The following is an 18,863-nucleotide window of genomic DNA, read 5'->3' as shown; positions in this document are numbered from 1 at the left end:
CGAGTCCAAGTGATCGCCTGAGCGAGCTGCAAGGCGGCGTGCCCGGTCGAGAAGACGTTTTGCGGCATGCGTTCGGGGGATCTGCCGTGCCCGTAGCCGAGTTTGAAGTGTGCCGGGCATTCCCCACGTACCGGCTTTCCCTCCTCGGCCGAGGCGTAGAAGCAGTTCGGCCAGGCTTGCACAGGGGTGGCCGCCGATAGCAGCGCCGCGCGAGCGCCTCCTATCGATCTCAACAGGGCGGCGGGACTGTGAAATTCGAGCGCGGATGGCTCTTTAGTCGCCGTGGCCCCCGCTTCGCAGTTTACACCGCATCCGTATCGGGGACTGGACGCCTGGTTCTTGTGCCGGGGAGCACGCTCTACCGATTGGAGAGAGACGCGAACAGAGCGATGAGCTGGAGACAAGGCCGGTCCCGCTGGTCTCGAACGAGTTCTTTATTGCGGCGATGTTGACGGCGTCAGACTCCAGGCCACTGCCGACGTCGCCTCCGAGCTGACCCAACTCGGAGGCGACGCGTCCTAGGCGGTAGCCGTCACAGCCGCCTTGGACTCCCTGCTTCGTGTGCGTCCGGCCGTATGATCATTCGACCGTTACCGACTTGGCGAGGTTACGCGGCTGATCGACATCGGTGCCCATGAACACAGCCGTGTGATAGGCAAGGAGCTGGATCGGCAGCGCGAAGATCATCGGCGCGATGATCTCGTCGACGTTCGGCAACATGATCGTATGCATCGTGTCGAGCTTCGACGCCGCGGCTCCCGCTTCGTCCGTGATAAGGATGATCCGCCCGCCACGAGCGGCGACTTCCTGCATGTTCGAGACCGTCTTGTCGAAGAAACGGTCGTGCGGCGCTATGACGATGACAGGCATGTTCTCGTCGATCAGCGCGATCGGGCCATGCTTCAGTTCGCCAGCGGCATAGCCTTCCGCATGGATGTAGGAAATCTCCTTGAGCTTCAGCGCCCCTTCCATCGCCAGCGGGAAGCTGGTGCCGCGGCCGAGATAGAGCACGTCACGGCACTTCGACAATTCGCGCGACAGGGACTCGATCTTCGGCTGGATGCTGTTCAACACCTGGCCCATGATGCGCGGCATCTCGGCGAGGCTTCTAACCAGCGCCTGTTCTTCCTGCTCGCTGACCGTGCCCCGCGCCCGGCCGGCGCCAACGGCAAGCGCTGCGAGCACAGCAAGCTGGCAGGTGAACGCCTTGGTCGATGCGACGCCGATCTCGGGACCGGCGAGGATCGGGAAGACGGCGTCGGACTCGCGCGCGATCGTCGATTCGCGGGTATTGACGACGGCACCGATCTTCAGGCCGTGTTCCTTGCAGTATCGGAGCGATGCCAGCGTGTCGGCCGTTTCGCCCGACTGCGAAATGAAGAGAGCGGCCGATTGCGGCGAGAGCGGGATCTCGCGATAGCGGAACTCTGAAGCGACATCGATTTCAACGGGAAGGCGTGCATAGCGCTCGAACCAGTACTTGCCGATCAGCCCCGCGAGATAGGCGGTACCGCAGGCCGAAAGCGCAAGACTCGGTACCTTGGAGAAATCGATGTCATCGCAAACAGCCGTCACACGGTTTTCGATGAAGTCGATGTAGTGACCGAGCGCGTGGGAGATGACCTCCGGCTGCTCGTAGATTTCCTTCTCCATGAAATGGCGATGATTGCCCTTGTCGACCATATAGGCGACGTCCGAGGAAACCTGCCGCGGCCGGGCGACGACATTGCCGTCGATATCAAAGATATGGACACCGGTTTTGTCGATGATCACCCAGTCGCCATCGAACAGATAAGTGATTTCATTGGTGAAGGGCGCCAGGGCGATCGCATCCGACCCCAGGAACATTTCGCCCTCGCCGTGGCCGATCGCGAGCGGCGGTCCGTTACGTGCCGCCATGATGGTCAGCGGATCATCTTCGAAAAGGACAGCGAGTGTGTATGCGCCCGTCAGCCGCCTCAGCATCGCAAACATCGCCTCGCGCCGTCCGATCCCATCGCGGCGAAGCCTTGCCAGGAGATGCGCGACGACCTCCGTGTCGGTCTCGCTTTGAAACTCGGCGCCGGCCGCGGCCAGTTCGTCCTTCAGCTCAGCAAAATTCTCGATGATGCCGTTGTGTACGACCGCGATACCGTCTGTGAAATGGGGGTGGGCATTGCGCTCCGTCGGCGCGCCATGGGTCGCCCAGCGCGTGTGGGCAATGCCGATGCTGCCCGCCAACGGCTCCTCTTTCAGCCTCGCTTCGAGATTGAACAGCTTGCCCTCTGCGCGGCGGCGCTTGAGCGCTCCACCGTCGATCGTCGCAACGCCGGCCGAATCGTAGCCGCGGTATTCAAGGCGTTTCAACGCACCGACCAGCCGTTCCGAGACCGGCTGCTGCCCGACGATGCCTACGATCCCGCACATATCCTCTTCGTGTTCCTTCCACGCCGGCCGCGGCGTACTCAAATACCCCGTCTGAGCGAGGCTATATCAATAGCTCCCGGTCGCCTCACACAGGCGATCGTTTTTTCGCTGCGCGTCACCTGCTGTCGCCGTTCGTGACGCCGCCGAAATGGCGGCTGGCAGAAGCGTCATATCGACAATCGACCTGCCGCCATGCGCTTGGTTTGGTCAGGCCCAGCGCTTTCTAATTGCACTCAACAGATTGGCAAAATCGATTCTTTGGATCACACCCATTCGCGCCATGGATGCACGACGCTAATGCGTTTCGAGGGCCTGCCCTCAATCTCCTCGCTAGCGCTCGACGGGCTGACGGCCGAGCGTCTCGCACGACATGCCGCCGCTCAGACCGAGAATTGAAGCTGTCGCAGGAAGCAGGATGCGCATTCGCCTCTCTCAGCAGATCCTGGGCAATTGCTCGCCCGACAGCCAGTCGACGATCCGGCCGCCGCCGAACGAGGTCGCCATCTGCACGAAGCAATCGTCGTCAGCCACGACGTGTCCGACCACCGCCGCCTCCCGCCCGAGGGGATGTGCACGCATCGCAGCCAGGATTGCTTTCGCGCCTTCCGGCGCGGCGACGGCGACAAGCTTGCCCTCGTTGGCGACATTGAGCGGATCGACCCCAAGCAACTCGCAGGCCGCGGCCACCTCCGGTTTGACCGGGATGGCTTCCTCGTCAATATGGAAACCGACCTTTGACTGGCTGGCGATTTCGTTAAGCGTCGCGGCGATGCCGCCGCGCGTGGGATCGCGCATCAGCCGGATTTGCCTGCCACCGGCCTCGACCATCGCGGTTACAAGCCCGTGCAGCGCGGCGCTGTCGGAAACGACCGCCGCATCGAATTCCAGGTTCTCGCGTTTCGACATCACCGCGATGCCATGGTCACCGATCGAGCCGGAGAGGATAACCGCATCACCCGGCCGGGCGGCATCGGCGCGCAGATCGAGCCCGTCGGGCACCACGCCGACGCCGGACGTCGAAATGAAGACACCGTCGGCTTTGCCGCGCTCGACGACCTTGGTGTCGCCGGTGATAATCGGCACACCGGCCCCGCGCGAAGCAACGCCCATGCTTTCGGCGATGCGTTCGAGATCGGCGAGCGGAAAGCCCTCCTCGATGATGAAGCTCGCCGAGAGATAGAGCGGTCGGGCAGCGGCCATGGCGATATCGTTGATCGTGCCGTGCACGGCAAGCGAGCCAATATTTCCGCCGGGAAAGAACAGCGGCGAGACGACATAGCCGTCAGTGCTCATGACCATGCGTCCGCCCGGAACGGTGAAGGCCGACTGGTCGTTGCCGGCGCGCAACCAGATGTTGTCGAAAGCCTTGTGAAAGATACCCTCTATGAGCTGTCCCATCGCCCGTCCGCCGGCGCCATGGGAGAGATCGACGTGCCCGTTCGCAACATCGAGGTTTCGGCTGTACGCCTCCATCATCATGTTCATGCGACCGCCCTCCCGGCATCCGGTTGCCGCGCCTTCGTGCGGAAGCGGCCATAGGTCCAGTGTGCGGCGCAGGCGCCTTCCGACGACACCATGCAGGACCCCATCGGGGTATCGGGCGTGCAGACCCTGCCGAACAGCTTGCAGTCGGCAGGTTTTTGAACACCGCGCAGAATGGAGCCGCATTCGCAGGCCGGATTGTCCTCGGCCGTGACGGTCACCATCGAAAAGCGATTTTCGGCATCGTAGGCCGCATATCGTGGCCGGAGCCGCAGGCCGCTCAACGGCAGCTCGCCGAGGCCCCGCCATTCGAAGCTCTCGCGCAGCTCGAAGAAATTCGCCACCTCCGCCTGGGCCTTCACATTGCCGAGTCTGGTCACCGCGCGGATATACTGGTTTTCGACCACGTGCCTGCCGTCGTTGATCTGGCGCACGAGCATCAGGACCGCCTGGATGACATCGAGTGGCTCGAAGCCGGCCACCACAACCGGTTTGCGGAATTTCTCGGCGAAGAATTCATAGGGCTTCGTGCCGATCACAGCGCTGACATGGGCTGGGCCGATGAAGCCATCGATCTTGATCGTACCGGGCTTGCTGACATCCGGGCTTTCCAGGATGCTGTGGATTGCCGCCGGGGTCAGGACATGGTTGCAGAAGATCGAGAAATTGCCGAGTCCTTTGGCGATTGCCGTCTTGAGCACGAGAGCGGTTGGCGGTGTCGTCGTCTCGAAGCCGATCGCGAAGAACACCACCTCGCGCTGCGGCTCGGCTTCCGCGATCTTCAGCGCATCGAGGGTCGAGTAGACCATGCGGATATCGGCGCCGGCCGCCTTGGCCTTGAGCAGGCTCCAACCGTTCTTGTCCCGCACGCGCATCAGGTCGCCATAGGTGCACAGCGTGATCTCGGGACGCATCGCGAGCGCGATCGCCGCGCCGATCCGGCCGATCGGCAGCACGCAAACAGGACAACCCGGGCCGTGGACCATCCGGACATTGTCGGGCAGCAAATCCTCAAGCCCGTAGCGGGAGATCACGTGCGTGTGTCCACCGCAGAACTCCATGAAGTGGTAGGAGCGAGCTGGATCCGCAGTCAACGCGATCTGACGGGCAATATCGCGGGCGAGCCTTCCATTACGATATTCGTCGATATACTTCATGTCGCATTACCCATCGCGGCTTCTTGGATCAGCGCCAGCGTTCGCTCCGCCTCCTCAGGATTAATCTTCGTCAGCGCATAGCCGACATGGAGGATGACGTAGTCGCCCGGCCGGACATCGTTGATCAGTGCCGTCGAGATGATTTTCGAGACGCCGTCGAGCGTGACCCTCGCCATATCGTCGGGCAGCACTTCCCTGACCTCGACCGGTATGGCTAGGCACATGTTGGGCTCTGCTCCCCAGATGCACGTTTGGCCATGATGACCTGCCGCGCATGGGCGGCTTGGCCAAGCGCAACGCCGCCGTCATTGGCCGGCACCAGACGTGGCAAATATGGCTCAAGGCCGCATTCGCGCAGCGCCTGCGCCAGACCCGTCGCAAGGACGCGGTTCATCATACATCCGCCGCCGAGCGCAACCTGCCGCGTGCCGAGGCTGGCCGCGCCGCTCGCCGCCCAATCCGCGAGGCCGGCAATCAGCGTGCCATGGAAAAGGTCGGCGGCATCGGTGCCGCACATCCCTGCCTCAGCCAAACACAGGATGAGCGGCCGGAAGTCGAGCACTCCATCGTTAATGGCATACCCGCCGGGCAGGCAGCGCGGCGCCCGGACCAGCGCCTCGAATTCCATCGCTGCCTGCCCCTCATAGGTCTGGACGAGGCGAACACCCGATATCGCCGCGACGGCGTCGAAGAGCCTACCGAGGCTGCTCGTAACCGGGGTCCGCATGCCGCGGTTGAACATCGCCGCCAATCGCGCCACGCCGGAATGAGCGAGCTCGAGCGCCCGCGCGAGGTCGATGCGGTTCGCCGCCTGAAGCGCTGCGACCCCCATGCGCCAGGGTTCGCGCGCCGCCCGGTCGCCACCCGGCAGCGGCAGCGGCATGAGCGATCCTGCGCGCAGCCAGCGATGTCCCTCGACCGCAAGCATCTCGCCGCCCCAACTGCTGCCGTCGGTGCCAAGACCGTGGCCGTCGAGCGCGAGCCCGAGGACCGGTTCGGCGAGTCGATGCTCCGCCGCCACCGCAGCGACATGAGCGAGATGGTGCTGAACCGGCATGACCGGCAGACCGAAGCTCTCCCCCATCCGCACCGAGCGGAAATCCGGATGCAGATCGCAGACAGCAAATTCCAGCGTCACGTCAAGGATCGAACAAAGATGGGTCGCCGCTTCGCGCTGGAAGCGTATCGCCTCCGCATTGTCGAGGCCGCCCACATGCTGCGACAGAAACGCTTCGCGACCGCGCGTGACGCAGACGGTGTTCTTGAAGTCTGTACCGGTGGCGATCACGGAAGGTCCGTCCGCGCCGAGGTCGACGGGCTCTGGCACGAACCCGCGGGCGCGGCGGATGAAGGCGGGCGCGCCGTCAACAATTTGCATCACGGAGTCGTCGGCGCGGGCGACGATGTCGCGATCATGGGTGACGATCAGATCGGCGATCGCGGAAAGGCGCAGCTCGGCATCCGCATTATCGGCAACGAGCGGCTCGCCGCCGGGATTGGCGCTGGTCGCGACCAGCGCAGGGGGACAGTGCGGCGAAAGACGGGAGAGTTCATCGAACAGGAGGAGGTGCGCCGGTGAGTAGGCGACAATGAGGCCTATCCGCCCGAGTCCGGGAGCAACGAGATTGGACAGCTTGCCGGCAACGGCCTCTACCAGAACGATCGGGCTCGCCGGCGAAGTCAGTAAGAACTCTTCGGCGTCCGTCAGCTGCGCCAGCTGCCGTGCCGCCGCGATATCCCGCACCATGACGGCGAAGGGCTTCTCTTCGCGGGCCTTGCGCCGCCTGAGGCGCGCGATCGCCGCATCGTTGCGTGCATCGCAGAACAGGTGGAACCCGCCGACCCCCTTCAGTGCGACGATCGCGCCGCCTTCAAGCCGCGCCGCCAACTCGGCGACTGGATGGCTGAGGCTCGGACCACACTCAGGACAAGCAACTGGCTCGGCGTGGAAGCGACGGCTCTCCGGGTCGACATAGTCCGCCGCGCAGGCATCACACATCGAAAACGAGGCCATCGAGGTCTGGGCCCGGTCGTAAGGAAGCGCGCTGGTTATGGTGAAGCGCGGCCCGCATTGGGTACAGTTGACGAAGGGATAGCCAAAAAACCGGCTCCCCGGATCCGTGAGCTCCCGCCGGCATTCCGCGCAAATCGCGGCGTCGGCGCCGATACGGGTCGCACTTCTGCCGTCGAGGCTATCGAGGATCTCGAACCGACCGCCGCCGGTCGGCGGCAGCTCCAGCACGTCCACAGCATCGATGCGGGCGAGCGGCGGCGCCCGGGTTCGGATCGCCTCGCCGAAGCGGTCTGGATCCAAGCCCTCGATCTCGATCAGCACGCCCTCACTGTCATTAAGGACAAATCCGGAGAGCCGCATCTCGCGCGCGAGCCTGTAGACGAAAGGCCGGAAGCCGACGCCCTGCACGGTACCGCGCACGCGCAGCCGCAGCCGCCGGACCCGGCTTTCGATCGGTCGTGCGAGCACCCGCGCCATTGTTCACACCACCTTCGATTGCTTATCCTGCCGCGCAGCGGATGCTTCGAGCCAGCCGTATAGGGCCCGCATCCCCTCCCCCGTGCGGGCGGAGACAATCAGCGTCTGCAGCCGCGGATTGACAAGCAGCGCGTTGGAAATGCAGAGCCCGACATCGAACTCGAGATGCGGAAGCAGGTCCGCCTTATTGAGGATCATCAGGTCGGCGGCGGCGAACATATCGGGATATTTGAGCGGCTTGTCCTCGCCCTCGGTGACCGAGAGCACCACGACCTTGTGAGCCTCGCCGAGATCGAAAGCGGCGGGACAGACCAGATTACCGACATTCTCGATGAAGAGCACAGAGCCCAGCTCAGGCGCGAGATCCTCGATCGCATGGCCGACCATATGGGCGTCGAGATGGCATCCCTTGCCGGTGTTGATCTGAACTGCGCGGGCGCCTGTCTCGCGAATGCGGGCCGCGTCATTCGAGGTCTGCTGGTCGCCTTCGATGACATTGATCGTAACACGCTCCTTAAGCTCGCTGATCGTCCGCACAAGGAGTGTGGTCTTGCCCGAGCCCGGGCTGGAGACGAAGTTGAGCGCGAAAACGCCTTGGTCTACGAAATAGCTCCGATTTTCGGTGGCATAGGCGTCGTTCTTGGAGAGGATCTCCGTCTCGACCTGGATAATCCGTTCCTGGCTCATGCCAGGAACATGCACGCCGGCAATGCCCTGGCGGCAGTCGGCTGGGCCGTCCTCTGCATGATGGTGAGAATGATGATCGTGACCATGGGGGTGATGATGGTCATGGTCGGGCCCAACGCCGTGGCTGTCCGCCTCGTGCTTGTGGCCTTCGACAGGCGATGTCCCGCAACCACATACTGTACACATCAAATCACCTCCATGTCCCTGATTTTCAATTCGTCGCCTGCCGTCATTTGCACGCGATGGCGCCCGCAATGCGGGCAGGCGCCGAACCGTTCCTTCAAAGCAACTGTCGTGCCGCAATCGAGGCACCAGCCCTCGCCGGTGATGCGGTTGATCTCGAGCCTCGCGCGATCCGCGAGCGTGCCGCGCCGCACTGCGTCGTAACAGAAGAGCAACGCGTTGGGATCGACGTGGCTCAGTACGCCGACATCGAGACGGACCGACTTGACCCGCCTTGCACCATTCAGGCGCGCGGTCCCGCAGATGATCTCGATCACGCTTTCCATCAGTGACATTTCATGCATGGGCGGCCTCGCGGATAGCGACTTCGATGGCCACGCAAGGGTCGAACAGGACGGCGAGCCGGGAGACAGACCGGGTAGCGGAATGGTCGGAGCCGATCCGCGACCCCAGAAGAGTTTCGACGAAAGGACCGGCCGGGTGAAAGTTCCATTCTGTCGGGGCAAGGATGCGATAGGCCGAAAGCCTGCCGTCATCGCCTATCTCTGCTTGATGATAGAGCCGGCCGCGCGCGCATTCCACGGCGCCGTAACCGCCCGCGCCCGACGTCGGTCCGCCGCAGGCGAGTGTTGCCCAGCCATCTTCGCCGGTACCGGCGAGAGCCGTGAGTTGCCCGAGGCAGAACCGGACATCGCCAATCCGGGCCAGGAACCGCTGCGCGAGATGGGAGATCGCGCAAGCTCCCGCCGCTGCGCGCCGGGCGTAGGCCCCCGTTTCGACAACCCGGCCGGGAAGATGCGGGAGTCTCGTATAATCGGGATCATCACAAAGCCGGGCGATGACCTCCAGATCATCTTCGACGCTCAGCGCGTCGGGTCTCCGGCCAGCGAAAACCCGATCATCGTCTATATCTTTCAGCATTGCTGCGCAGACCGATCCCGACACCGGCATGTCGTCCGGGCCGGAAATTCCCATCGCCGCAGCCGCCGAGCAGAGGCGAGCGATCGCCGAAGCGAGGTGTTGGGGGTTGATCTTGCCGGTACTCGCCTCCGCAATGATCGCTTGTGAGGCGGCCAGTGCCTCTCGCAGATATCCGCCTGCGGCCGCCGCGAGCTCAGCCGGCAATGGCGACGGCCAATGGAGGATCAGCGCCCGCAGTGTTTCGAAGATCCGTTCCGCGTGCAGACCTGCGGCGGCGGCGGCGCGCTCCCCTTCACCCATCGGCAGATCCGCCGCTTTGAGAACCGCGAGCCTGGAGGCAACCGATTGCGAAAAGCCACAGAGCGAAAACACCTGCCGTGCGAGTCTGGGCGCGTCCTCCGGCCTGCGGCCGACGAACATACGAGTTAGTCCCTGCGGGCGGTTCGCCTTAACGGCGACGGAACAAGCAACTGCGCGCGACACCGTCACCTCGATCCTGATCGTGCCTGGCCCGCGAAGGAACGTCATTGCAACGCCTCTTCGCGCCGGCGGAAATGTCCGCGCAACAGGTACCGCCGATTGACGACAGCGCGTGGTTCCGACGCCGGTTCGAGCGTGGCGGGATCGAAAAAGGCGCGGGCGGCCTCTTCCGCCATTTGCAGCGCAGATTCCATCGTGGCGAATTCGAAGACCGGCGAGAGCAGCGCGCAAGAATCGACGCGGCCGATCGCATGGAGTTCGCCGGCTATGAATTCGACTTCGCCCGCGGGCAGGCCGATACTGAGGGTCGTGCCGGTGGCGACGGGCGCGGCAGGTGCCCCGTCAGGCAGGTCCACGGCCACGAGATTCATGAACCATGGCGTGGTCACAATACCGAAGGCGCGGCCGCGATAGCTTCGGAAGCCTGTAGCCGCGACTGTGAGTGCGGGATTGCAGATCGGCACATCAGTCATGGCGGTTGCGTGAATGTGTCGATAGCGGGCTTCTAACCGTTGGCCGAGCGCCAGCGCCGGATTGGGTTCGGCTCCCTTGATGCTGTCAGCCATCACCGCCCAACCTCATGAACTTCGTTCGCAGCGCATCGCAATTCGGGCAGCTCCATTCCTCCGGCAGGTCGGCAAACGGCGTGCTCGGTGGGAACTGCGAGACCGGGTCGCCGGCGGCGGGAGCATAGACGCGCCAGCAGATACTGCATTCCATCCGGTCGCCAGATACGGTCTCGCACTTGCCGAAATTGTCGAAGGCGCTCATTTGAAATAGGCCTCCTCCATCTCGCGAAGCCGCATCTCCGAGTCATGGAAATCCTCCTCGACGGCAATGGCGGCCGAGGGTATGTCGCAGATCTCCAGCGTATCGAGGATGATCATGTCCATGGCGTTACAGAACTGGACCGACCAGACATTGCGTGTGCCGGTCGCGACGATGCGGCAGGCTCCGTATCCGCGCGAGGTGAGCCGCACCGGCCCGACACCCAGTGAATTTTGCAGGAAGACCATGTCTTCCGGGCTCATGGGGAAGAGCGACAAGGTGATGACATGGGCCGGATCGCCGTCGCGATGACGGGTGATGCGGTCACCGATCTCAGTGAGCACGGGCATGACATTCATGGCGCCTGCCGGCGCGGCGCCATGGCTGATCGATGCCGGTAGTCCGGAACAGGCCTGCGTGACAGCGGCGGGAATGCTCCCCACCTCGATATAGTCGCCAACGAGGTGGCCTCCGGCGGCGGTGAAGCGGATCCGCCAGACGCCGGCCATGACAGCCTCCTGCATCTGAGCGGTGATGCCGTTCTCCAGCATCGCGACAGCGGCAACCTCGCCCTCACCGAGAATGTGGGTGATCAGTTCCTTGTCGTGCTCGGGATAGTCGGTGATGTCGAACAGCCGGCACGGCCGGTCAGCCTTCTGAACCGCGAGCGCATCGGCCAGCCCCGGCAGGAGCAGCGCTGTCCTCCAGCATCGGCGGACCAGCTCCTCCGCGTTGCTTGTCGCGAGGAGATTGAGCTTGCGAGGCGGTTCGGCGGCTATCACCGTCATCACCGCCCCCTAAGCTTCCGGGGCGACCCAAAAGCCGGCGTCTCGACCTTCGGCCCGCCTGAGTGCACCGTGACTGACGCGTCGGGCGAAAGGCGGTCGCCGAGCTTCCAGGCATATTGCGACCGATCGTGAACCTCGCCGAGCACGTTCACCGGCCGCTTCCGTTGCATAGCAACCAAATGCCGCAAGACGACGTCGAACCGGGGCTGAGCTTGCCCTCGGCGGCGCGGCCAATCACAGGGCCGCGCAGGCGGCCCTGGAAGAACGGCGGGAATTCGAGAGGAACGACGGCGACATCATCGGCCTCGGCCCGCTGCGTTGAATCATGGGCGGGGAACAGCATGGGGTGGTTGTCGGGTTCGCCCGCCGGCGGGAAGAGGAACCCATCGATGGTCGTGTTGTCGGCGACGCATCGCGCCCGCTCGCTCACGGTGGGGACCAGAATAGATGGCATTTTCTCCTCCACAAATCAGCAGGCAGGATGTTGCGAAGGATGTTTTGCAAGCGACGTGCCAGACCGAGGAAAGTTGTTCCTTTGATCTGTAGGGAAAAGCGACAATCGGCGGCAACGTCGATTTCCAGTCTGGACGTGTTCGTTTCACTCGGTGCGAAGATGCCGCGGCAATTCGGGCTCGCGGGAAACGAGATCGTCAAAGAACGTCTCGAAGGCGCGGCCCTCGCTGGCTTCGGCGAGGCCGGCAAGCGCGTCGTCGATCGCGCGTGCCTCGTCGGCACCGAGCACGCGGATGGCGGAGCCGAGATGAGTGAGGACATGGGTTCCGGACGGCTGTGGGCCGACAAGCAAGAGGGAGATCGAGGATATTGCGCCATGACGCTCGCACTCAGCAACGAACTCATTGGCGGCGACAACCCGCATGGGAATGCCGATGCACATAATACTCCTCCTCTGTCGTTCCGATCTTGCAAAATCGGGAGTCCAGGCACGGGGCCGGCCGTGCGAATCCGAACAGCCCCCTCAAGAGATGCGCAGCCGGCAAGCCGAGGCGCGCCGGCACAGCGCGGCAAGCGCCGCCATGGCGATCCCTCTTCCTAGTTCGACGCCGCCGGCTCGGCACGGCGCTCATAGTTTTCAAGGTCGATATCGTTTTCGAGGAGCGGCGGAACCACCGCTCTCTTCCGCCTCACGGCAACGGCGACGCCCCAGTCCCGCAATATCCGGACGGCGGTTTCGACAGCCGCGGGAATGACGGCCCTGACCGGCGCCGTCAGCGGACCACCCCAGTCTTCGAGATCAAGGGGCTGGCAACCGATCAGGGTCAGGCGCTCCGGGTAGTCCCCCATGAGGTCTGCCGCGCTCAGCACTTCCTGGAAGCCGGTCTGGTGTAGGCTCATTTTCTTGGCGCTGGTAAACTTCGGCACTTCATCGTCCTCCACCACCTTCATCGTGCCTGGTACGAGGCCGTAGTCGATGGCGTCGAAGACGATGAGCCGATCGTGTTCGTTGACGAACTGAACCAGGTGAAGGCCCTGTGTGCCGCCGTCGAGGATGGTCACGTTGGCAGGTACTTCGTAAGCCTTGTGGAAGGCTTCGACCGCACGCACGCCGAACCCCTCGTCGGCCCACAGGATATTGCCGATTCCGAGAACGAGGACGCGGGGCGCGGGGCGCATGGCCGGTTGACGATGGAGCAACCGTCTAGTCCTCCACGTCCTTGAAGAGCCGCTCGCCCGAGATCATCGACGAGATGACGCTTTGCCGACTCATGATGTCCTCGCGTACCGCCACATAGATGTGGACGATCACGAAGACGAGTATGACCCACATGCCGAGATGATGGAGGGTGTGGATAACCTGGCTATTCGGCCAGATCGAGAACACCCAGCCGAAAAGCACATATTCCCAACTGTCGCGGCCGGCGCCTTCGCTGTAGAGCGCAAAGCCAGTGATCACCATGAAGAACAGCGGCAGGGTAAACATGAGGAACATGGTGAGCCGCGCCAGTGGGTTATGGCCGACATGTCTCTTCGGTTGGCGGGCCATGAACATATACCCGCGCACTTCATGCAAACACTCCTTCCAGAAACGGCCGCGCATGGGCACGTAGAAGATCTGGCGGGCATGCACATTGCCCACGAAAACCCAATAGAGCCGCAGGATCAGAAGCACAGAAAGGGTCTGCGCCGCCGCGAAGTGGACGAAGCGGATATGACCCATCAGGTAGTTGGCGCTCGCGTCGCCGGAAACGGACGGCAGCGGCGAGCCTATGAAATAGCCGGTCAGAGCGAGCGTCAGGATCGAAAAGGCGTTGCCCCAGTGCCACAGGCGCACCGGCGCCTGGTAGAAGTAGACGCTCTGCTCGATGGCCTTTTCGCTGTTGGCGTCGGCGGCCGGGGATTGATGGATCTTCATCGCCGACCTCCTCAGCGGACCTGGACCCTGGCCCTTTCCTGCCCGTCCGGGCTCATGACATGGGTCGAGCATGCCAGGCACGGATCGAAGGAATGGATGGTCCTCAGGATTTCAAGCGGCTGAGCGGGGTCGGACATCGGCGTATCCATCAGCGACGCCTCGAAGGCGCCGATGTTGCCGGCCGGATCACGTGGACTGGCGTTCCATGTCGTGGGAACGACACACTGGTAATTTTCGATCCTGCCCTCCTTGATCTTGATCCAATGCGCGAGGGCACCGCGCGGCGCCTCCGTGAAGCCGACGCCCTTGACCTCCTTGGGCCACGTTTCCGGCTTCCACTTGTCGACATTGGCCGTGGAAGAGTTGCCGGCCCTGATATTGGCGATCAGCTTGTTCTGGAAGTAGCGCATCTGGTGGCCGGCCCAGCTTGATTCGAGCGCGCGGGCGGCAGTGCGGCCAAGCGTCGAGAAGAGCGCCGATACCGGCAGGCCGAGATCCTTGAGCACCTTGTCGACCGGATCCTTGAACTCGGCCTTGTTCTGGGCGTATCCGATGACCCAGCGCGCAAGCGGCCCGACCTCCATGGCATGGCCGCGCCAGCGCGGCGCCTTGATCCAGGAATATTTCGCACCCTCGTCAAGCTGTTCGATATTGGTCTTGGTGCCCCTGGCGTTGGGCCCGAGCTCGTATTGCGGCTCGGTGCCGTCAAAGGGATGCAGGCCTTTGCTTTCGTCAGGATATTTGTACCAGGAGTGGGTCACGAATTCCTGGATCTCCTCGGGATCGGCAAGGTCCACCGGATGCACTTCCGCGAGATTGCCGTTGATGATCACGCCCTGCGGCAACTTCAGGCTCGCATCCGAATAGTCGTTGGCGTGCTCCGGCACGTCGCCATAGGCGAGCACATTCTTGCCGGAGAGGCCGCCGCCATAGAGCCAGTCCTTGTAGAAGGAGCCGATGGCCATGATGTCGGGGATGTAGACTTTGTCGTTGAACTCGATCAGCTGGTCGATGACCGAGGTGACCACATTCAGCCGTTCCATGTTGATAGCGCCGACGCCACCGGTTCCGTCAATATTGATCGGACAGGGCACGCCACCGACGAGCCAGTTCGGATGCGGGTTCTTTCCTCCGAAGATCGAGTGGATCTTGACGATCTCCTTCTGGAAATCGAGCGCCTCGAGATAGTGCGCCAACGCCATCAGGTTTGCCTCGGGCGGCAGTTTGTAGGAAGCGTTGCCCCAATAGCCGTTCTTGAACGGACCGGGCTGACCCGACTCGATGAATTTCTTGAGCCGCGTCTGGATGTCCTTGAAATAACCCGGCGAGGAGAGCGGCCAATCGGATACCGACTGTGCCAGCGCCGACGTCGCCTTGGGGTCGGCCGAAAGCGACGAGACGACGTCCACCCAGTCGAGGGCGTGCAGGTGATAGAAGTGCACCACGTGGTCATGCACCTGCAGGGCAAGCTGCATGAGGTTGCGGATGGAATTGGCGTTTTCGGGAATGGTGATGCCGAGGGCGTTTTCCACCGCTCGCACCGACGTCAAGGCGTGCGTGCCCGTGCAGACGCCACAGATGCGCTCGGTGAACGCCCAAGCGTCGCGCGGATCGCGGTTCTTGAGGATGACCTCGATGCCGCGCCACATCGTGCCCGTCGACACGGCGTTGCGGATGATGTTGTTCTCGTCGACATTGACCTCGATCCGCATATGGCCCTCGATGCGGGTGAAGGGATCGACGACGATGCGCTTGCCGGACTTGTCCAGCGTGAAGCCGTTTGGAGTTTCGATCTTCATTGAGGTGTTTCCTGGTCTGAGCATTATGCGTCGGCTTCGCGCTTCGTGGTTACGCGCTTGACGACAGTGACCGCGGCATGCGCGGCGATCGCACCACCGACGACCCCCGCAGCGGTCAAGCCGATCTTGTCGGCATTGGCCTCGATGCCGAACGGGTGGACGTTGGTCAGCCGGTCATAGAAGCTGCCCTGGTCCCAGAAGCCTTTCTCGGCGCAACCGATGCAGCCATGGCCCGACTGGATCGGGAAAGAGACGCCTTCGTTCCAGCGCACCGTGGAACAGGCGTTATAGGTCGTCGGCCCCTTGCAGCCCGTCTTGTAGAGACAGTAGCCCTTGCGCGCGCCCTCGTCGTCCCACTCCTCCACGAACTGGCCGGCGTCGAAGTGGGGGCGACGATAACATTTGTCGTGGATGCGCTGCGAATAGAACATCTTCGGCCGCCCTTGACGGTCGAGCTCGGGCAGCTTGGCGAAAGTGGTGATGAAGGTGACGACGCCGGTCATCACCTCGGCGATCGGGGGACAGCCGGGAACCTTGATGATCGGCTTGCCGCGGATTACCTTGTCGATCGGGGTCGCCTGGGTCGGGTTCGGTCTAGCCGCCTGTACGCAGCCCCAGGAGGCACAGGTGCCCCAGGCGATCACCGCCATCGCGTCCTCTGCCATCCACTTCAGCTTCTCGACGAATGGCCGTCCACCGTCGATGCAGAACATGCCGTTCTCATTGAGCGGCGCATTGCCCTCGACGGCCAGGATGTACTTGCCCTTATACTTCGCCTTGGTTTCCTCGAGAATGGCCTCGGCCTGATGGCCGGCAGCGGCCATAATCATCTCATCGTAATCGAGCGAGATCATCGACAGCACGACATCCTTTACCAACGGATGGGCCGAACGGATGAAGCTTTCCGAGCAGCAGGTGCATTCGAGCCCGTGCATCCAGATGACGGGCACGCGTTCCTTGGTCTCGAGCGCCTCTGCCATGGCGGTCGCCGCACCCGGACCGAGGCCAAGGCTCGCAGCCGTCAGACTGCAGAATTTGGTGAAGCTGCGCCGGGTGATCCCCTGGCTGCGAATGACGCCATAGAAGGTTTCAACAGTTGCCATCGCGCTCCTCCAGCAATCCGGCCCCCCGATTCAAACGTCCGGATCGGCAACCGGCTCAGTCGCAGGGAGATTCTGCAAGAAACGGACCGGTCCCAGTTCACCGACCACTCTGTCGCTAGCGCATCGTCGCGAATTATCTATTTCACAGAGGAGAACCGAAGCGGATTGGCGTGCAAAGATCGCGATCGTCGTCCTCAAACGACATGCGAGATCGCAGATAACGGCTCATCAATCGAGTTCGTCTTCGGCGCTTCCGGTGGTCCCGCGGCTTTCGTCAACATCGTTTCGAGTGAAACGGACATAGGCTGTCTCACTCCCCCGATGAGCCCTCGGCTACGTGTGCCTATTTGTCGAACGACTGGTCGTCGCCAATTCAGGCCGATGAGGGTGATTGCCGACAATTCTGTCGTATTTGTCGAACGCGCGACATAATTCGTTCGACGGCTCTTTTTCAGTTGAACGCTAATAAGCTGAGAACTACCGCGAAATCGGTTTGTCGATACCTGCAGCGCAATCGGCATGAGTTTTGAACCTCCATGCTTGAAAGGCGGCGGGCATTGCCGAATGGCATTCAGGTGGCGGAAAACGGTGATGGCTGACGGCCAAAAAAGCATCCTGGGCACGGGATCCCGTTCGATGCAAGGAGAGAGGATGCGAGGGATCTGGACATCCTCTCGGTCCGAGTGGGGACGAAAGTCAGCCAGCATAACGCCGCCGACCTCCCTCCATACAAAGTATTATGATGCCCGCCTGCCTTGGTACACGATCTATCCAACCGTACCGGAGTTTTCCCAGGCGGTCGGCACCAAGGCCTGCGAAGAATGGCTGAAAGTCCTGGCAACTGACGATGCTGTGTCGATCTATCTCCACGTTCCATTCTGTCGGTCGATGTGCTGGTACTGCGGCTTTCCTACCAGCATCACTCGTCGGGATGCGTCGATCGTCGATTACCTGGCGATGCTACATACGGAAATCCGCTTAGTTGCGGCGCAGGCGCCGCAGGCACTAACCGTGAGAGACGTGCATTTCGGAGGCGGATCGCCAACCATCATGCCGCCAGCGGAGTTTCTCGCCCTAATGGAACTCCTGCGCCGCCGCTTCGCATTCGAGAAAGCGGCTACCGTCGCCGTGGAGATCGACCCGCGCACGTTCACCACGGAAATGGCCGAAGCCTTGGACGCAGCGGAGGTGAACCGCGCGAGCCTCGGCGTGCAGAGCTTCGATCCCATTGTCCAAAAGGCGATCAATCGAGTCCAGAGCGAGGCGCAAGTGAGGGCTGCCGTCGAGAACCTGCGCCAGCATAAAGTAAGCCGCATCAATTTCGACCTCATGTACGGTCTCCCGCATCAAACAGTGCAGTCCTGTGTCGAGAGCGCAACGACGGCAATCACGATGCGCCCCGACCGGTTTGCGGTGTTCGGTTACGCGCACGTTCCTTCCTACAGAAAAAATCAGCGCCTGATCGATGAGATGGCACTACCGGACGCGGCTGCCCGCGCGCAACAGGCAGCGGCCGTGGCCGACACGCTGGTTGCCGCCGGGTATCGCCAGATCGGGCTCGACCATTTCGCGTTGCCGGATGACGAGCTCGCGCTGGCGCAGAGAGCCGGACGCCTGCGGCGCAATTCCCTGGGCTACTCGGCCGACACATGCCAAACCCTGATCGGCTTCGGCGCGTCGGCTATCGGTCGTCTCGGCGAAGGGTATGTCCAGAACGAAGTCACTCAGAGTTCGTACAGCCGGCACATCGCAGCTGGCCACCTTGCGACATCAAGGGGCTGCCGTCTCACCGGGGAAGATCGCGTGCGAGCCGAGATCATCGAGCGGCTCATGTGCAATTTAGAGGCGGACGTGCCGGCAATCTGCGCCGCTCATGGATTTGATCCGATCCTCTTTGTTGATCCAGCTGAGCGCTTGGCGATGTTGGCCGAGGACGGGATCGTGGACATTGATAATGGTTTCGTCCGCGTGCGGCAGGAGCATCGCTTTGTGCTTCGAGCTGTCGCTGCCGCATTTGACGCATATCTCGACCGCGCCCCCTACTAGCGCCGTGTGCCCGGCATCTGCGACCGGTATCTGCAGTGTGCGACGGTGGCGCCGGCCGAGCTTGGTTCACATGCCTTGCATTCGGCAGCGCAAGTCGGACGCAGGATTCTGCAGATTTCGCAGGCTTCTGGACAGTGCACACCACTGAGCAGATGTCACGATTCCCTTGCTGCCGGTGTTG

At 62.6% G+C, this 18,863-nt stretch carries 18 protein-coding genes; 1 reads left to right on the top strand and 17 read right to left on the bottom strand.

What is annotated here, in order from left to right:
• Positions 1-579: 579 nt before the first annotated feature.
• The 17 genes from glmS to FKV68_RS22675 form a co-directional block, all read right to left on the bottom strand.
• Positions 580-2,406: a glutamine--fructose-6-phosphate transaminase (isomerizing) gene (gene glmS, locus FKV68_RS22755; protein ID WP_180942227.1), complete on the bottom strand. Its 1,827-nt coding sequence runs from the start codon at positions 2,404-2,406 to the stop codon at positions 580-582.
• 432 nt (positions 2,407-2,838) lie between these two features.
• The gene (gene hypE, locus FKV68_RS22750; protein ID WP_180942226.1) at positions 2,839-3,891 is read right to left on the bottom strand and encodes a hydrogenase expression/formation protein HypE; all 1,053 of its coding nucleotides are present in this window, start codon (positions 3,889-3,891) and stop codon (positions 2,839-2,841) included.
• The gene (gene hypD, locus FKV68_RS22745; protein ID WP_180942225.1) at positions 3,888-5,045 is read right to left on the bottom strand and encodes a hydrogenase formation protein HypD; all 1,158 of its coding nucleotides are present in this window, start codon (positions 5,043-5,045) and stop codon (positions 3,888-3,890) included. The genes hypE and hypD overlap by 4 nt, the downstream gene beginning before the upstream one ends.
• The gene (locus tag FKV68_RS22740; RefSeq protein ID WP_180942224.1) at positions 5,042-5,269 is read right to left on the bottom strand and encodes a HypC/HybG/HupF family hydrogenase formation chaperone; all 228 of its coding nucleotides are present in this window, start codon (positions 5,267-5,269) and stop codon (positions 5,042-5,044) included. The genes hypD and FKV68_RS22740 overlap by 4 nt, the downstream gene beginning before the upstream one ends.
• Positions 5,260-7,536, bottom strand: a complete 2,277-nt coding sequence (gene hypF / locus FKV68_RS22735; protein WP_180942223.1) for a carbamoyltransferase HypF — start codon at positions 7,534-7,536, stop codon at positions 5,260-5,262. The genes FKV68_RS22740 and hypF overlap by 10 nt, the downstream gene beginning before the upstream one ends.
• Positions 7,537-7,539: 3 nt before the next feature.
• Positions 7,540-8,409 (bottom strand): hydrogenase nickel incorporation protein HypB, encoded by an 870-nt coding sequence (gene hypB / locus FKV68_RS22730; RefSeq protein ID WP_180942222.1) that lies wholly within the window; start codon positions 8,407-8,409, stop codon positions 7,540-7,542.
• A complete protein-coding gene (hypA, locus tag FKV68_RS22725; protein ID WP_180942221.1) occupies positions 8,409-8,750 on the bottom strand; it encodes a hydrogenase maturation nickel metallochaperone HypA in 342 nt (113 codons plus the stop codon). The genes hypB and hypA overlap by 1 nt, the downstream gene beginning before the upstream one ends.
• A complete protein-coding gene (locus FKV68_RS22720; protein ID WP_180942220.1) occupies positions 8,743-9,855 on the bottom strand; it encodes a nickel-dependent hydrogenase large subunit in 1,113 nt (370 codons plus the stop codon). Before FKV68_RS22720 ends, hypA begins: the two co-directional genes overlap by 8 nt.
• On the bottom strand, positions 9,852-10,373 hold the full coding sequence (gene hybE / locus FKV68_RS22715; protein WP_245181573.1) for a [NiFe]-hydrogenase assembly chaperone HybE: 522 nt from the start codon (positions 10,371-10,373) through the stop codon (positions 9,852-9,854). Before hybE ends, FKV68_RS22720 begins: the two co-directional genes overlap by 4 nt.
• A complete protein-coding gene (locus FKV68_RS22710; protein ID WP_180942218.1) occupies positions 10,366-10,578 on the bottom strand; it encodes a rubredoxin in 213 nt (70 codons plus the stop codon). Before FKV68_RS22710 ends, hybE begins: the two co-directional genes overlap by 8 nt.
• The gene (locus FKV68_RS22705) at positions 10,575-11,363 is read right to left on the bottom strand and encodes a hydrogenase expression/formation protein (RefSeq protein ID WP_180942217.1); all 789 of its coding nucleotides are present in this window, start codon (positions 11,361-11,363) and stop codon (positions 10,575-10,577) included. Before FKV68_RS22705 ends, FKV68_RS22710 begins: the two co-directional genes overlap by 4 nt.
• Before the next feature lie 148 nt (positions 11,364-11,511).
• Complete coding sequence (locus tag FKV68_RS22700; RefSeq protein WP_245181572.1) at positions 11,512-11,817, bottom strand: thioredoxin domain-containing protein; 306 nt, start codon at positions 11,815-11,817, stop codon at positions 11,512-11,514.
• A 144-nt stretch (positions 11,818-11,961) separates the two neighbouring features.
• A complete protein-coding gene (locus tag FKV68_RS22695; protein ID WP_180942216.1) occupies positions 11,962-12,258 on the bottom strand; it encodes a HypC/HybG/HupF family hydrogenase formation chaperone in 297 nt (98 codons plus the stop codon).
• A gap of 155 nt (positions 12,259-12,413) precedes the next feature.
• Positions 12,414-12,995 (bottom strand): HyaD/HybD family hydrogenase maturation endopeptidase, encoded by a 582-nt coding sequence (locus FKV68_RS22690; protein ID WP_180942299.1) that lies wholly within the window; start codon positions 12,993-12,995, stop codon positions 12,414-12,416.
• Between the two features lie 25 nt (positions 12,996-13,020).
• Complete coding sequence (gene cybH, locus FKV68_RS22685; RefSeq protein WP_180942215.1) at positions 13,021-13,734, bottom strand: Ni/Fe-hydrogenase, b-type cytochrome subunit; 714 nt, start codon at positions 13,732-13,734, stop codon at positions 13,021-13,023.
• An 11-nt stretch (positions 13,735-13,745) separates the two neighbouring features.
• On the bottom strand, positions 13,746-15,533 hold the full coding sequence (locus FKV68_RS22680) for a nickel-dependent hydrogenase large subunit (RefSeq protein WP_180942214.1): 1,788 nt from the start codon (positions 15,531-15,533) through the stop codon (positions 13,746-13,748).
• 23 nt (positions 15,534-15,556) lie between these two features.
• The gene (locus tag FKV68_RS22675) at positions 15,557-16,636 is read right to left on the bottom strand and encodes a hydrogenase small subunit (RefSeq protein ID WP_180942213.1); all 1,080 of its coding nucleotides are present in this window, start codon (positions 16,634-16,636) and stop codon (positions 15,557-15,559) included.
• Between the two features lie 591 nt (positions 16,637-17,227).
• Between FKV68_RS22675 and hemN the strand changes: the two genes are divergently transcribed.
• Positions 17,228-18,682, top strand: coding sequence for an oxygen-independent coproporphyrinogen III oxidase (gene hemN / locus FKV68_RS22670; protein ID WP_180942212.1), 1,455 nt, complete (start codon positions 17,228-17,230; stop codon positions 18,680-18,682).
• The last annotated feature ends 181 nt before the right edge of the window (positions 18,683-18,863 follow it).

It is taken from the genome of Sinorhizobium mexicanum, from assembly GCF_013488225.1.
GTDB classification, from domain to species: Bacteria; Pseudomonadota; Alphaproteobacteria; order Rhizobiales; family Rhizobiaceae; genus Sinorhizobium; species Sinorhizobium mexicanum.
Note: the sequence above shows the minus strand (reverse complement) of the source record. Positions and strands in the feature narration are given on the sequence as shown.

Coding starts and splice junctions, on each gene's coding strand:
- glmS (WP_180942227.1), bottom strand. CDS start 2,406: ATGTGCGGGATCGTAGGCATCGTCGGGCAGCAGCCGGTCTCGGAACGG.
- hypE (WP_180942226.1), bottom strand. CDS start 3,891: ATGAACATGATGATGGAGGCGTACAGCCGAAACCTCGATGTTGCGAAC.
- hypD (WP_180942225.1), bottom strand. CDS start 5,045: ATGAAGTATATCGACGAATATCGTAATGGAAGGCTCGCCCGCGATATT.
- FKV68_RS22740 (WP_180942224.1), bottom strand. CDS start 5,269: ATGTGCCTAGCCATACCGGTCGAGGTCAGGGAAGTGCTGCCCGACGAT.
- hypF (WP_180942223.1), bottom strand. CDS start 7,536: ATGGCGCGGGTGCTCGCACGACCGATCGAAAGCCGGGTCCGGCGGCTG.
- hypB (WP_180942222.1), bottom strand. CDS start 8,409: ATGTGTACAGTATGTGGTTGCGGGACATCGCCTGTCGAAGGCCACAAG.
- hypA (WP_180942221.1), bottom strand. CDS start 8,750: ATGCATGAAATGTCACTGATGGAAAGCGTGATCGAGATCATCTGCGGG.
- FKV68_RS22720 (WP_180942220.1), bottom strand. CDS start 9,855: ATGACGTTCCTTCGCGGGCCAGGCACGATCAGGATCGAGGTGACGGTG.
- hybE (WP_245181573.1), bottom strand. CDS start 10,373: ATGGCTGACAGCATCAAGGGAGCCGAACCCAATCCGGCGCTGGCGCTC.
- FKV68_RS22710 (WP_180942218.1), bottom strand. CDS start 10,578: ATGAGCGCCTTCGACAATTTCGGCAAGTGCGAGACCGTATCTGGCGAC.
- FKV68_RS22705 (WP_180942217.1), bottom strand. CDS start 11,363: ATGACGGTGATAGCCGCCGAACCGCCTCGCAAGCTCAATCTCCTCGCG.
- FKV68_RS22700 (WP_245181572.1), bottom strand. CDS start 11,817: ATGCCATCTATTCTGGTCCCCACCGTGAGCGAGCGGGCGCGATGCGTC.
- FKV68_RS22695 (WP_180942216.1), bottom strand. CDS start 12,258: ATGTGCATCGGCATTCCCATGCGGGTTGTCGCCGCCAATGAGTTCGTT.
- FKV68_RS22690 (WP_180942299.1), bottom strand. CDS start 12,995: ATGCGCCCCGCGCCCCGCGTCCTCGTTCTCGGAATCGGCAATATCCTG.
- cybH (WP_180942215.1), bottom strand. CDS start 13,734: ATGAAGATCCATCAATCCCCGGCCGCCGACGCCAACAGCGAAAAGGCC.
- FKV68_RS22680 (WP_180942214.1), bottom strand. CDS start 15,533: ATGAAGATCGAAACTCCAAACGGCTTCACGCTGGACAAGTCCGGCAAG.
- FKV68_RS22675 (WP_180942213.1), bottom strand. CDS start 16,636: ATGGCAACTGTTGAAACCTTCTATGGCGTCATTCGCAGCCAGGGGATC.
- hemN (WP_180942212.1), top strand. CDS start 17,228: ATGGCTGACGGCCAAAAAAGCATCCTGGGCACGGGATCCCGTTCGATG.